At 61.6% G+C, this 12,650-nt stretch carries 14 protein-coding genes; 5 read left to right on the forward strand and 9 right to left on the reverse strand.

The window, feature by feature from the left end; all coding sequences use genetic code 11:
• The first annotated feature begins 36 nt into the window (after positions 1–36).
• Both HF257_RS21880 and HF257_RS21885 read left to right on the forward strand, forming a co-directional pair.
• Entirely contained in the window at positions 37–2,118 is a 2,082-nt protein-coding gene (locus tag HF257_RS21880) for a mechanosensitive ion channel family protein (protein ID WP_185708654.1), read from the forward strand.
• 87 nt (positions 2,119–2,205) lie between these two features.
• Entirely contained in the window at positions 2,206–3,090 is an 885-nt protein-coding gene (locus HF257_RS21885; RefSeq protein WP_185708653.1) for a sugar nucleotide-binding protein, read from the forward strand.
• A gap of 136 nt (positions 3,091–3,226) precedes the next feature.
• On the opposite strand, the gene HF257_RS21890 is transcribed toward HF257_RS21885, so the two are convergent.
• From HF257_RS21890 to HF257_RS21910, 5 genes are all read right to left on the reverse strand, one after another.
• On the reverse strand, positions 3,227–3,925 hold the full coding sequence (locus HF257_RS21890; protein WP_185708652.1) for an OmpW/AlkL family protein: 699 nt from the start codon (positions 3,923–3,925) through the stop codon (positions 3,227–3,229).
• A gap of 94 nt (positions 3,926–4,019) precedes the next feature.
• Complete coding sequence (locus HF257_RS21895) at positions 4,020–4,532, reverse strand: DUF3299 domain-containing protein (protein WP_185708651.1); 513 nt, start codon at positions 4,530–4,532, stop codon at positions 4,020–4,022.
• Positions 4,533–4,543: 11 nt separating this feature from the next.
• Positions 4,544–5,809, reverse strand: a complete 1,266-nt coding sequence (locus HF257_RS21900; RefSeq protein WP_010206853.1) for an ABC transporter permease — start codon at positions 5,807–5,809, stop codon at positions 4,544–4,546.
• 1 nt (position 5,810) lies between these two features.
• Complete coding sequence (locus HF257_RS21905) at positions 5,811–6,521, reverse strand: ABC transporter ATP-binding protein (RefSeq protein ID WP_185708650.1); 711 nt, start codon at positions 6,519–6,521, stop codon at positions 5,811–5,813.
• A gap of 6 nt (positions 6,522–6,527) precedes the next feature.
• Positions 6,528–7,127 (reverse strand): DUF2796 domain-containing protein, encoded by a 600-nt coding sequence (locus tag HF257_RS21910; RefSeq protein WP_185708649.1) that lies wholly within the window; start codon positions 7,125–7,127, stop codon positions 6,528–6,530.
• 131 nt (positions 7,128–7,258) lie between these two features.
• On the opposite strand from HF257_RS21910, the gene HF257_RS21915 reads away from it, so the two are divergent.
• On the forward strand, positions 7,259–7,600 hold the full coding sequence (locus HF257_RS21915; RefSeq protein ID WP_185708648.1) for a hypothetical protein: 342 nt from the start codon (positions 7,259–7,261) through the stop codon (positions 7,598–7,600).
• Here the strand turns inward: HF257_RS21915 and trxA are convergent.
• From trxA to HF257_RS21935, 4 genes are all read right to left on the reverse strand, one after another.
• Entirely contained in the window at positions 7,597–8,469 is an 873-nt protein-coding gene (gene trxA, locus HF257_RS21920) for a thioredoxin (protein WP_185708647.1), read from the reverse strand. The two genes, HF257_RS21915 and trxA, sit on opposite strands and share 4 nt — an antisense overlap.
• 73 nt (positions 8,470–8,542) lie before the next feature.
• Positions 8,543–9,751: an Abi family protein gene (locus HF257_RS21925; protein WP_332872226.1), complete on the reverse strand. Its 1,209-nt coding sequence runs from the start codon at positions 9,749–9,751 to the stop codon at positions 8,543–8,545.
• A gap of 55 nt (positions 9,752–9,806) precedes the next feature.
• Positions 9,807–10,460 carry a class I SAM-dependent methyltransferase gene (locus HF257_RS21930; RefSeq protein ID WP_185708646.1) on the reverse strand — a complete coding sequence of 218 codons (654 nt, stop codon included), beginning with the start codon at positions 10,458–10,460 and terminating at the stop codon, positions 9,807–9,809.
• Positions 10,457–10,912 carry a YbaY family lipoprotein gene (locus HF257_RS21935; RefSeq protein WP_185708645.1) on the reverse strand — a complete coding sequence of 152 codons (456 nt, stop codon included), beginning with the start codon at positions 10,910–10,912 and terminating at the stop codon, positions 10,457–10,459. The genes HF257_RS21930 and HF257_RS21935 overlap by 4 nt, the downstream gene beginning before the upstream one ends.
• 138 nt (positions 10,913–11,050) lie before the next feature.
• Here HF257_RS21935 and nrdR point away from each other — a divergent pair, with 138 nt between their 5' ends.
• Together nrdR and ribD are read left to right on the forward strand one after the other, a co-directional pair.
• The gene (gene nrdR / locus HF257_RS21940; protein WP_185708644.1) at positions 11,051–11,515 is read left to right on the forward strand and encodes a transcriptional regulator NrdR; all 465 of its coding nucleotides are present in this window, start codon (positions 11,051–11,053) and stop codon (positions 11,513–11,515) included.
• Entirely contained in the window at positions 11,512–12,648 is a 1,137-nt protein-coding gene (gene ribD / locus HF257_RS21945; protein ID WP_185708643.1) for a bifunctional diaminohydroxyphosphoribosylaminopyrimidine deaminase/5-amino-6-(5-phosphoribosylamino)uracil reductase RibD, read from the forward strand. Before nrdR ends, ribD begins: the two co-directional genes overlap by 4 nt.
• Positions 12,649–12,650: the final 2 nt, after the last annotated feature.

The raw sequence follows: 12,650 nt of genomic DNA on the forward strand, positions 1-12,650 counted from the left end.
GTTCCTTACAGACCCTTCTGTAAGGAGCCCGGTGTTTTGCGCAATCTCAAGACTGCATTACTGCTGGCTGCGCTGCTGTTATTCGGCAGCGGCGCACTGCAAGCCGCGACTGCAGCGGCACCTGAACCCGCCGCGAAACCTGAGTTGTTGGTAGAGGGTGGCCTGCTCGGGGCCATTAGCTCCAGCATCGACGATGTGCAGGACAAACTCGACCTCAACCAGAACCTCATCGATGCCTGGCGCTTGCGCGCCGACCGGGCGGCGGATGAGGTCGGGCGGCTGGTCGACCAGACTTCCGAGCGCTCGCCATGGAGCGTGGCTGGCGACTTCCTGCTGTTGTCCGGTGTGTGGATCGGCGCCTTTGCCGTGTTGACCCTGCTAGGGCGCTTTCTTGTGCAACGCTTGAGCCGGGGCGGGTTTGTCGCGCAGCGCCAACGCTTGCGGGCGGTGCTTGGCTACGTGGTGCCCTACACGATTCCTGCGTTGATTTGCCTTCCGCTTACGCTGTCAGCCAGTCACTTTCTTGCGACGTCGGTGGGGCGTGCGCTGGCGCTGTGTTTTGCCTACGCCACCAGCAGCGGTATCTTTTCCACGTCGATGCTGTTGTGCGTCATCGTCATGTTCAACGTCGGCCACAAGCGTCCGGCGGTACAGATTATTCGCGACTACTGCCCCAAGCCGCTGTTCCTGATTGGCTTCCTCGCCGCCCTGAGCGATGCGCTGACCAGCCCGCAGATTGCCCGTCAACTGGGTGGCAATATCACCAGCAGTATCGCGGTGTTTACCGGGCTGTTTGCGGCGGTGATCTTTGGGGTGTTGGTGGTGCGCCTGCGCCGCCCGGTAGCCCATCTGATACGTAATAGACCGTTGGCCCAACGCCTCAAACACCCGGCGTTGCAACAGTCGCTGCGGGTGTTTTCCGGGCTGTGGTACTGGCCGATCCTGCTGATGGTGCTGGTCTCGGCAATCAACCTGATCGGCGCCGGCGACGATAACCAGAAAGCCCTGCGTTGCGCGCTGTTTACCACCATTTTGCTGATCGGCACGGTGTTCCTCAGCACTGTGCTGCAGCACCTGTTCAAGTCCCGCAGCCAAGTGGCGATCCAGCGCAGCAGTGCCTACAAGGAACGTTTCCTGAGCCTGTTGCACGCGATTCTGCGCATCGTCATGGCCATCGCGTTTATCGAGATTCTCGGGCGGATCTGGGGTGTGTCGCTGTTCGAGTTTGCCCAGCGCAATTCGGTGGGCCGGGCGATCAGCGACTCCCTCAGCAGCATCGGCCTGATCCTGCTGATGACCTGGTTGTTCTGGGTGGTGCTCGACACGGCGATCCAGGAAGCGCTGAAACCGCCGGTGAACAAGCGCTCCAACCGCCAACCGAGCACTCGGGTAAAAACCATCCTGCCGCTGGTGCGTAACGCGGTGAAGATCATCCTCGTGGTGATCTGTGCGATCACCACCATGGCCAACCTGGGGATCAACGTCGCGCCACTGCTGGCGGGTGCCGGTGTGGTCGGCTTGGCCATCGGCTTTGGCTCGCAGCAATTGGTGCAGGACGTGATCACCGGTTTGTTCATCATCATCGAAGACACCTTGTCCATCGGCGACTGGGTGGTGCTCGACTCCGGCCATGCTGGCACCGTCGAAGGCCTGACCATTCGCACCTTGCGCCTGCGTGACGGCAAAGGCTTTGTGCACTCGGTGCCGTTTGGGCAGATCAAGGCGGTCACCAACCAGTCGCGGCAATTTGCCTATGCGTTCTTCTCGGTGCAGTTCACCTATGACACCGATGTGGACAAGGCCGTGGAGCTGATTCGCGAGGCGGGGCAGTCGATCCGTGACGACGTGTTCCTCAAATACAACCTGCAGGGGCCGCTGGAGGTGTTCGGCGTCGACAAGATGGACCTCAACGGCGTGGTGCTCACGGCGCAGTTCCGCACCGTGTCGGGCGGGCAATACGCGGTAAGCCGTGCGTTTAACCAACGGCTGAAAAAGCTTGTGGATAACTGTGACGAGGTGCAGTTCGCGCAGACTTATCCACAGCAGGTCCTGGTGCCTGCGCGAGTGCCCCTCGAGCATGAACCTGCGGAGGCGGGCGCGAAGATAGTTAATCCGTGACGGTTGCGCTACAAACCCGCAAAATGCAACGATTCTGGCAAATACTTAAATAGCCATCGTTCCAAACTGACCGGGCCTGCTCAATCTATGCGAATGCGCCTTATGTTACTGGGCGGCGGGAATGCCCTCGGGCAGGCGCTGATTCGCCTCGGTGCAGAGGAAGACATCGGTTTCCTCGCACCCAAACCGCCCCAAGACGGCTGGGATGCCGCGAGCCTCACCCAATTGCTCGACGACACCCGTCCCGATGCGTTGATCAATCTCGCCTACTATTTCGACTGGTTCCAGGCCGAAACCGTCAGCGAGACCCGGCTGGCTGCGCAAGAGTTCGCCATCGAACGCCTGGCCGAGCTCTGCCAACACCACACCATCACCTTGCTGCAACCGTCCAGCTACCGCGTGTTCGATGGCTCCCGTGCCACCGCCTACAGCGAGAAGGACGAGCCGGTGCCCCTGGGCCTGCGCGGCCAGGCGCTATGGCGGATCGAGCAAAGCGTACGCGCCACCTGCCCGCAACACGTACTGCTGCGGTTTGGCTGGTTGCTGGATGACAGTGTCGACGGCACCCTGGGCCGCTTCCTGGCGCGGGCCGAGAGGCCGGATGAGTTGCTGATGGCGGATGACCGTCGCGGCAACCCGACGCCGGTCGACGATGCGGCACGGGTGATCATCTCGGTGCTCAAGCAGCTTGATTGCGCGGCGCCGTTGTGGGGCACCTACCATTACGCCGGCCAAGAGGCGACTACACCGTTGGCGCTGGGCCAGGCGATCCTCACAGAAGCGCGCAGCTATCACCCGCTGGCGATCGAATCCCCTACCGCCCAGGCCCATGCGGCACGGCCGGATGCCAGCGATGAGCCGCAGCACGCGGTGTTAGCGTGTAAGAAAATCCTGCACACCTTTGGCATCAAGCCACGGGCATGGCGGGCGGGGTTGCCGGCGTTGCTGGATCGCTTCTACCGGCATACCTGAAGAAATAGAGATCCAAATGTGGGAGCGGGCTTGCTCGCGAAGGCGGAGTGTCAGTCAACAGATTCATTGACTGAACCACCGCTTTCGCGAGCAAGCCCGCTCCCACACTGGTTTTATGCTGCTGGTTAGATCTGGGTTAGAACTTGTAACCGATACCCACCATGTAGACCATCGGGTCCACGTCCACATTGACCTTGGCGCGAGTGCCTTGGCCCAGCGCGTTGTTGTCCACGGTGGCCTTGGTGCTGATGTCGATGTAGCGCGCCTGGGCGTTGATCATCCACTTGTCGTTGATCATGTAGTCCGCGCCGATCTGTGCGGCCCAGCCCCAGGAGTTCTCAGCCTTGAAGTTGCTGAAACCTTCGCCCTGTGCGCGGCTGCCGACGTGTTCGTCGTAGATCCAGGTGTAGTTGATACCGGCGCCCACGTACGGTTGGAAAGCGGACTTGTTGTCCAGCGGGTAGTACACGACGCTCAGGGTTGGCGGCAGGTGTTTCAGGGTGCCGAGCTTACCGTTGGCGGCGCCGAGGGCGGTGCCCTTGATCTTCACGTCATGCTCGAACGGCGTGGCCGCCAGCAGTTCGATACCCACGTGATTGGTGAGCATGTAGGCGAAGTTCAGGCCCAGTTGGGTGTCGCTGCTCATGGTCGCCTTACCGCCCAGGTTGGTGCCCGCCAAAGGGCCCTGGTCAACCTTGACGTGGCCGCTGTCGGCCTTCGGGTTAACGGTGATCGCGCCCGCGCGAACCAGAATGTCGCCCGCTTCGTGAGCGTATGCGACTGGGGCGACGAGGGCTAGCGCGAAGAGGGACGCGCCGAGCAGAGACTTGTTCATGGGAGCTCCAAAGGACGTTTAAAAGTTGTACGTCCAATGGTAAAGATCGTTCCATTCGGTCTTTTGACTCAGCTCAATGAAAGGGCGATCAGCGCTATTCCGGCAGTTCGTAGATGTAAATCTTGTCGGCATCCATCTGGTAACCGGCATCGGCCAGTTCGCTGCTGGACGGTTTGACCTGCAGCGCGCCTTCGATCCAATACGGCTGGTACAGCTCATCGAGTTTCACCCCGACTTCGCTTTTGACATGCACGATTTGGTTCGACGGTGGCGGTGGCACATGGATGCAGGCGCCGAAATACGGCACCAGCAAAAACTCTGTGGTGCGCCCGTTTTCACCCACCTCCAGCGGCACGATATACCCCGGCAGGCGGATGTGCTGGCCATCAAGACCTTGCACCACCGGTGCGTGTGGCATCTCCTGCTTGGCTGGCGGCGCCGATTCCAATGCGCCGGCGATACCGGACAGGTCATGCAACGGTTGCATGTTCGGCACTTCCGGCATGGCATCCGGTGGGATCAGTTCCGACCAAGTCAGCTCCTTGGGCTCGGCGGCCCAGGCGGGCAGGGCGACCAGCAGAAACAGTGCAACGAGTGCGCGACGCATCAAAGCCTTCCTCATAAACGTATGGACAGGCCGTCGGCCAGGGATTGTCGATAGGCGCGCCACGCGGGCACGCTGCCCATCAACAACGCTGCGGCCAGGATACCGGCGAGCAGCGTCCATTCATATTCGCTGGGCCACGACATCGGCAAGTCCAGACCGTAGTTGGCCTGCAAATACCCGCGCGAAGCGGCGATGCACACGTAAAGCAACCCTACGCCCGCCACCACGCCGGAGAGCGCGAGGGCGAAGGCCTCGAAGATCAGCAACGTTGCGATATGCCACGGACGCGCGCCTACCGAGCGCAGGATCGCCATCTCGCGGCGGCGTTCGTTGAGGCTGGTAAGGATCGCCGTGAGCATGCCGATCAGGCCGGTCAGCACCACGAACAGCGAGATCACGAACAGCGCTTTTTCGGCGGTGCCCATCATGCTCCACAGCTCTTGCAGTGCCACGCCCGGCAGGATCGCCAGCATCGGCTCGCCACGGAACTCGTTGATTTCCCGCTGCAGGGCGAAGGTGGAAATCTTGTTGTTCAGGCCGAGCATGAACGCGGTGATGGCCTGCGGCGTGAGGTCCATATTGCGCGCCTGATCGGCACTGATACGGCCTTTGCCCTGGGCGGGCACCCCGTTGTGCCAGTCGATATGGATCGCTTCCATGCCGCCCAGGCTGATATGCAGCGTGCGGTCCACCGGCGTGCCGGTACGCTTGAGAATGCCGACCACGGTGAACGGTTTGTCATCGTGCTTGACCAGGCTGACTACCGCCACGCCGTGGGCCAGCACCAGCTTGTCGCCCAGCTTATAGTGCAGCGCGTCGGCGACTTCGGCACCGAGCACCACTTCGAACGGGTCGGTGGCGAAGGCACGACCGCTGGCCAGTTCGAGGTTCTGCTTGCGGCCGTACTGGTAGTGCTCGAAATACGATTCGTTGGTGCCCATCACCCGGTAGCCGCGATGCGAGTCGCCGAGGGAAATCGGGATCGCCCATTTCACCTGCGGGCTGGCGGCAAAATGCTCGAAGCTGTCCCAGCGGATGTTGTTGGTAGCATTGCCGATGCGAAACACCGAATACAACAGCAGGTTCACCGAGCCGGAGCGGGCGCCGACGATCAGGTCGGTGCCGCTGATGGTGCTGGCGAAACTGTTGCGCGCCTCGACGCGCACGCGCTCCACTGCCAACAGCAGGCACACCGACAGGGCAATGGCGAACGCGGTGAGGATCGCGGTAAAGCGGCGGTTAGCCAGGCTGGCCATGGCTAGACGAAACAGATACATCTCAAACCTCTGCGGGCGTGGCGGCGCGATTGAGTTCGGCCAGCGACAGGTTGCGGTCGAACAACGGCGCCAGGCTCTGGTCATGGCTGACGAACAACAGGCTGGCGCCGGCCTCACGGCATTCGGCGAACAACAGCTGAATGAAGGCTTCGCGAGCGTCGTAGTCCAGGGCTGATGTGGGTTCGTCGGCGATCACCAATTCCGGCTGGCCGATCAACGCACGGGCAGCGGCCACACGTTGCTGCTGGCCGATGGAGAGCGAATCGGCACGGCGTTCCAGCAAGTCTTTATCTTTCAAACCCAGGTGCGCGAGCAAGGTTGCGGCGGCCTGGTCGACACTGCCGTGGCGTTGCTTGGCGCGTTGCGCACGCAATTTGGAAAAGTGGCACGGCAACTCGACGTTCTCGCGCACCGACAGGAACGGCAGCAGGTTGAACTGCTGGAAGATATAGCCGGTGTGGTCGACACGGAACCGGTCGCGGGCACCGGCCGAGAGTTCGGTCAGTTCCTGGCCGAGCAGGCGGATGCTGCCTTGGCTGGGCTTCTGCACACCGCCCAGCAGCCCCAGCAGCGTGGTTTTGCCACTGCCGCTCGGGCCTTTGAGAAACAGGGTTTCCCCCGCGTCCAGGCGGAACGCGGGGATGTCCAGCAACTGTGGGTGACCGGGCCAGTTGAAGCCCAGGTCAGACAGTTCAATCAGTGCTTGGGTCATGGGAACTCAGAATTTCAGGGTGGCTGCTGTGGCCGTCGCTTCAACACCTTGCTGGCCGCTCGGGCCGATCAGTTGTACCTGAATTTTCTGGGTGGCGGGGAAGGTCTTGAACACCTGGGTCAGGTCGAGGTTGCTCAGCGCAGTCGGCGTGGCGCAGGTGAACTGGTAGTGGGCGTGGATTTCGCTGTGGTCGTGATGGTGCTCGTGGGCGCCGTCTTTGGCGTCGTGATCGTGGTCATCATCATCGTCATGGTCGGCTTCGGGTTTGTCACCGAACAGCGGGCTGTTGAGTTCCTGGCTGCTGACTACGCAACCGGCGCCTTTGGGCAGGTTGAACAGGGCCAGGGGGTTCTCGAGCTGTTTGCGTGCGGCAGCAACCTTGGCTTTATCGGCCGGGGTGGTGGCCAGGTGTTCGAAGCCCACCAGGTTCATCGCCGGGCTGTCCAGCTCCAGCTCCAGGGCCTGGCCGTCGAGTACGGCATTGAGGCGCCCGACACCATGTTCGTGGGCACCAAGGCTGCCGTGCTCATGTTCATGCTCATCGGCGGCGTGGGCAATGGCGAGTGGCAGCAGGGCAAACGGCAAAGCAAGCAACAGACGGCGCATGAGAAGGCTCCAGAACATGAAGGTTTTGTTATGTGATCTTATAACAATAGTTCGCAGAGTTTGACCGCCCGCTTGGCGTTGCGCAAGCCGCATGGGAGCATGCCTGTCAGAAATGTGCAGGAGGAAGGACGATGTTGAGAATTCGTGGAACCGTCGGCGACCTGCCGGTGGACTTGACCGTGGAGCTGGACGACGGTGATTGGGCGCGCCTGGGTGCGCAGTTGCAGGCTGCGCCAGTGCCCAGCGCACCGGCGGTGGTGCCGGCCAAGCAGGATGAGGACCTGTGGCAGAACGCCCAGGACCTACTGCGCAAAGCCGGGCAACTCAGCGGGCTGGAATTACTGGACCAGTTGGAGGGTTTGGCCGGTGATGCCTCGGCGGGCAAGCGCCTGTTGGTGCGCCTGCGCCATAGCGCCAAGGTGAAAGTGGCCAGCGGCGGGGATACGCCGCTGTACAGCTGGATCGGCGATTAGTACAACGCAGCGAACAGCTTGCGGCGGTACACCGTGACCAGCGGGTGGTCATTGCCCAGCAACTCGAACACCTGCAGCAACGTCTTGTGGGGCAGGCCTTCGCTGTAGCTGCGGTTGCGGATAAACAACTTGAGCAAACCTTCCAGCGCCGCATCGTACTGCTGGCGCGCCAGTTGCTGGATGCTCAGTTGATAGGCCGCTTCATCGTCTTGCGGGTTTTGCGCCAGACGGCTTTTCAAGTCGGCAGCGTCCGGCAGGTCGGCAGCCTGACGCAGAAAGGTGATCTGCGCCTTGGCGCCGGCGAGTGCGGCTTTGTGCTCGTCGCTCTTCACGGCGTCGAGCACGGCCTGGGCTTCGCCCAACTCACCACGTTCGGCCAGGCAGCGTGCATACAGGATCAGCGCCGCAGCGTTGGTGTTGTCCTCGCCGAGCAAGGCCACCAGCACCGCCTCGGCATCGCTGATGCGACCGTCAGCAAACAATGCTTGCGCCTGCTCCAACGGGTCCGCCGCCGCCGGTGGTGGCATCTGTACATGCGGCTCCAACATCGCCCGAACCGCCGACTCCGGCTGCGCCCCGGCAAATCCGTCCACCGGCTGGCCATCCTTGAACAGCACCACCGTCGGCAGGCTGCGAATACCAAAGCGCGCGACGATATCCTGTTCGGCCTCGCAATCGACCTTGGCCAATAGCAGCTCGCCCTGATAACTCTCGGCAACCTGCGCCAGCAACGGCATCAACGCCTTGCACGGCGCACACCACTCGGCCCAGAAATCCACCAGCACAGGTTTGTGAAACGAATTCTCGATCACCGCCTGGTCGAACGTGGCAGTGGTGACATCGAAGATATACGGCGTGGGCTCACTCATGGGGCGTCTCGAATAAAGCGGGAATGGGGGGAACTATAAGGGCTGGCGAGTGCTATCGGAAGCGGCTTGGCGTTTACGCGCGAGGCCTGTGCCAAAACGGATCTTGATACCAGTCCAGAGGAAAGCCCATCGCCTTCAGGCTGACTTCGGGAAACTCATGGAGCAGTTGATATAGGCGTTGACCCCAGCAAGTGTGTGGACTTACTTGATGCATCAAGTGATTGAGAATGCACAGCACTGCAAAAATTCGAGTATGTGGCCCAGGCGCGGAGAGATGTACCGGCCATGGGAAGTTAGCTTTTTTAGGTAGTTCGGGGCGAATGCCCAGCTCTCGGTTCCACATCCGAGAGTGGTGAGCGCACATGTTTCGGATAGTGGTCAGGGTGTGCAGCCACGACTGCATTAAGGGCGCGGCAAGCCCGAGGCGCTTGGCAATTGCTTTTTTATCTGAGTCTCTGGCGAGTCCTTTATACAGATGGGACAAGTCGCCTAGCGTCAATTCCTCCAACATGGCCCAGCCAGGCATCAGAGGAGGGTGGGAATACTCCGTTGGGTAATGGCGGGCATAGTTTTCTTTCGCTCTGTGGCGTTTAAGATAATCTTTTCTTTCGTCATCGGTGTGCAGCCTGTCGATGCGCTCGCATTTGCGCTGGTAGTCACGCGTTGCGTTGGACTGTTTGGCCAGCAATGTTGTCAGCAGTCGCTGATGATTGAACGTCGGATGGAACATCTGTGGGTTTATGTACCAATGGCAGCCTTGGGTAGGCCCCATGTGGTTGCTGATACCCGCGCGCGATGCAATTTCGACTCTTTCGATTGCATCCATGGTCAGTAGACGAAGACGGCGATCAAAGTCGTAGAGGTGGGTTAATTGACGAAACTGGCTACCTTCCCGGAACCGATGATCGATATCTTCCGGAAGTTGGAAGGGGCGCATGTAGGGGCTCAAGCGGAAGAAGCTAACTGATTGTAAAAAGGACGCGGCCCGCGCTTCATTTTGAATGCGCAGCCCGCGACGCTTGAGCAGTTCCAATTGAGCGGGAACGTCAATGGCGGGCTTGGTGAATGTCCTCATGCCGCAAAAGTACCGGGCATAAAAAACCCGCACAATTTGTGCTTGGTTACTGACGCAACCAGAGGCATGGCGGGTGTATTGCCGCAGAGGGTAGGCAGCTGTCCGTCTTTTTGCAAGGCCTTTAGGTGGCCAGCTATCGGCGAAACTATTTGGAAATGCATGCTGGTCAATTGTCCAAGCCGCGTGCGGAAGGAGGGCATTTTCCACCGCCTTTCGTTGCCTGTCCCAGCTATGGTATTGCCAGAAATTTGTAACGTACCGCTCAGCGCCGCGAATGGTACAGGCTCACCTTGCGAAACTCCCAAGGCTCGGCCAGGTCTGGCAAGGTCAGCGCATCGAGGATCTCCAACCGTTGGTAATCCGCATGCTGAAAGTCCCGCACGCGCGAGTCCGCTACCAAGGCTTCACGGCCACGGGTAAGGAATTGATCCAGCAACGGCAGGTTGGCGCGGTCGTAGAGTACGTCCGCCACCAGGATCAGGTCGAAGCGGTCGGCTTCGGCGAAAAAGTCCGCTGAATAGCCCAGCTCTACGCCGTTAAGCTCGGCATTGGCCCGGCACGATGCCAATGCCAGTGGGTCAAGATCGCAGGCCACCACTTCCAGCGCGCCAGCCTTCACGGCGGCGATACCGGCCACGCCCGAACCTGCGCCAAAATCCAGCACGCGCTTGCCGGCGACCCACTCGGGGTTGGCCGCCAGGTAGCGCGCCAGCGCCAGGCCGCTGGCCCAGCAAAAGCTCCAATACGGTGGTTCGTGCAGGATGCGCCGGGTTTCTTCGGGGCTGAAGGCGCGGTCCATGTTGTCCGCATCCAGCAGCCACAACGACAACGCGGTGCCCGGCAGCGGGCAGGGCACCAGGTGGGCGTCGCCGATCAGTTCGCTCAGCGCTGCCTGCAGGTCCAGCGGTGGCGTCATGGTGCGGGAACGAGTTGCAGGGGGCCGGTCGATTGGGTGATCGCCTGAGTGATACGCACGGCGGGCAGGTGCAGGATCAACTGGCCGGACTGGCTGGCGCGGCCGCGCAACTCGACCCGCGCACCGGCCGGGAAGGCCTCGGGGTTGAAGCGCAGGCGGAAGGCCAGGGGTTGGCCGTTACCGGTCAGTACGCTGCTGGCGAGCAGTTGTTGCGGGCGCGAACGGTCGTCGATGACCAGCAGCGCCAGCTCGACTTCGGCGGCGGCGGGTACGCCGTTGAGGGTACCGCTGATTTCACGTTGATACGCCGGCAACGGGCCGAGGTCTTCGATCCCAGGGATTTTTTTCTCCTGGGCGGGCGTTGGTTGCGGGGTGGCGGGTTTGGGGGCTTCGCTGCTGCAGGCGACCAGAACACTGAACAGGGCGAGCAAAACAAGTGGTCGTAACTGCATGTACGGCTCCAGAAAGGGCAAAATCCGTGACTTGAAATAAAGAAACATATAAGCCTGCCTATATACCGTAAAGGCTATGGCTTGTCTTGCGACGGGGATGCGCTACCATGGCCCTCCCTTTTTTTGTTGCCTGCCACCATGCACTGTCCCTTCTGCGGTGCCAACGACACCAAGGTCATTGACTCGCGTCTGGTCGCCGAGGGCGATCAAGTGCGTCGCCGGCGCGAATGCCTGGCCTGCGGTGAACGTTTCACCACCTTCGAAACCGCCGAACTGGTATTGCCACGGCTGATCAAGTCCGACGGCAGCCGCCAACCCTTCGACGAAGAAAAACTGCGCGCCGGTATGCAGCGTGCCCTGGAAAAGCGCCCGGTGAGCGTCGAGCGCCTGGAAGCGGCGCTGGTGCATATCAAGCACAAGCTGCGGGCGACCGGTGAGCGCGAGGTCAAGAGCCTGGTGGTTGGAGAGTTGGTGATGGGCGAGCTGCAAAAGCTCGACGAAGTCGCCTATATCCGTTTCGCCTCGGTGTATCGACGTTTCCAGGACCTCAATGAGTTCCGCGAAGAAATCGACCGCCTGGCCCGAGAGCCTGCCAAACAATGAACCCACCGTCCGCCGAACAAGCTGTCCTCGACGCCCATTACATGGCGCGTGCCCTCGAACTGGCGCGCAAAGGCCTGTACACCACCCACCCCAACCCACGGGTCGGCTGCGTGATCGTGCGTGATGGGCAGATTGTCGGCGAAGGCTGGCATGAGCGCACCGGCGAACCCCATGCCGAGCCGAATGCCCTGCGCGCCGCAGGCGACAAGGCCCGTGGCGCCACGGTGTACGTGACCCTCGAACCGTGCAGCCACCATGGCCGTACGCCTCCCTGCGCCGATGCACTGGTGAGTGCCGGTGTGGCGCGGGTTGTGGCAGGCATGCAGGACCCGAACCCGGAAGTAGCGGGGCGCGGCATGCAACGTTTGGCCCAGGCCGGAATCGAGATTCGCAGCGGAGTGCTGGAAAGTGAGGCGCGGGCACTGAACCCCGGCTTCCTCAAACGCATGGAACACGGCCTGCCGTTTGTGCGGGTCAAGTTGGCGATGAGCCTGGACGGTCGCACCGCGATGGCCAGCGGCGAAAGCCAATGGATCACCGGCCCCGCCGCTCGTGCCGCCGTGCAGCGCCTGCGTGCCGAGGCCAGCGTGGTGCTGACCGGCGCCGACACGGTGCTAGCCGATGGTGCGCGTCTTACCGTGCGCGCCGCTGAGCTGGGCCTGGACGCCGAAACCACGGCCCTGGCCATGTCGCGTCCGCCGTTGCGGGTGCTGATCGACGGTCGCCTGCGGGTGCCGCTTAACGCGCCGTTCTTCAAGGCGGGTCCTGCATTGGTGATCACCTGCGTCACCCCGGAAAACCAGTTTCCCCGTGGCCCCGAATGCCTGGTGGTGCCGGGCGTTGAAGGTCAAGTGGATCTGCGCTCGGCCTTGGTTGCCCTGGCGGCCCGTGGCGTCAACGAGGTGTTGGTGGAAGCCGGCCCGAGTCTCGCCGGTGCCTTTGCCCAGCAAGGCCTGGTGGACGAGTACGTGATTTTCATTGCCGGCAAGTTCCTCGGCTCCGCCGCGCGGCCTTTGCTCGATTGGCCGCTTGAGAAACTGGCGGACGCCCCCCAACTCAAGATCACCGAAATGCGCGCTGTGGGCGACGACTGGCGAGTCACTGCCGTCCCGGTATCACCAGCGAGCGTATAATT

The sequence above is a fragment of the Pseudomonas cremoris genome, assembly GCF_014230465.1.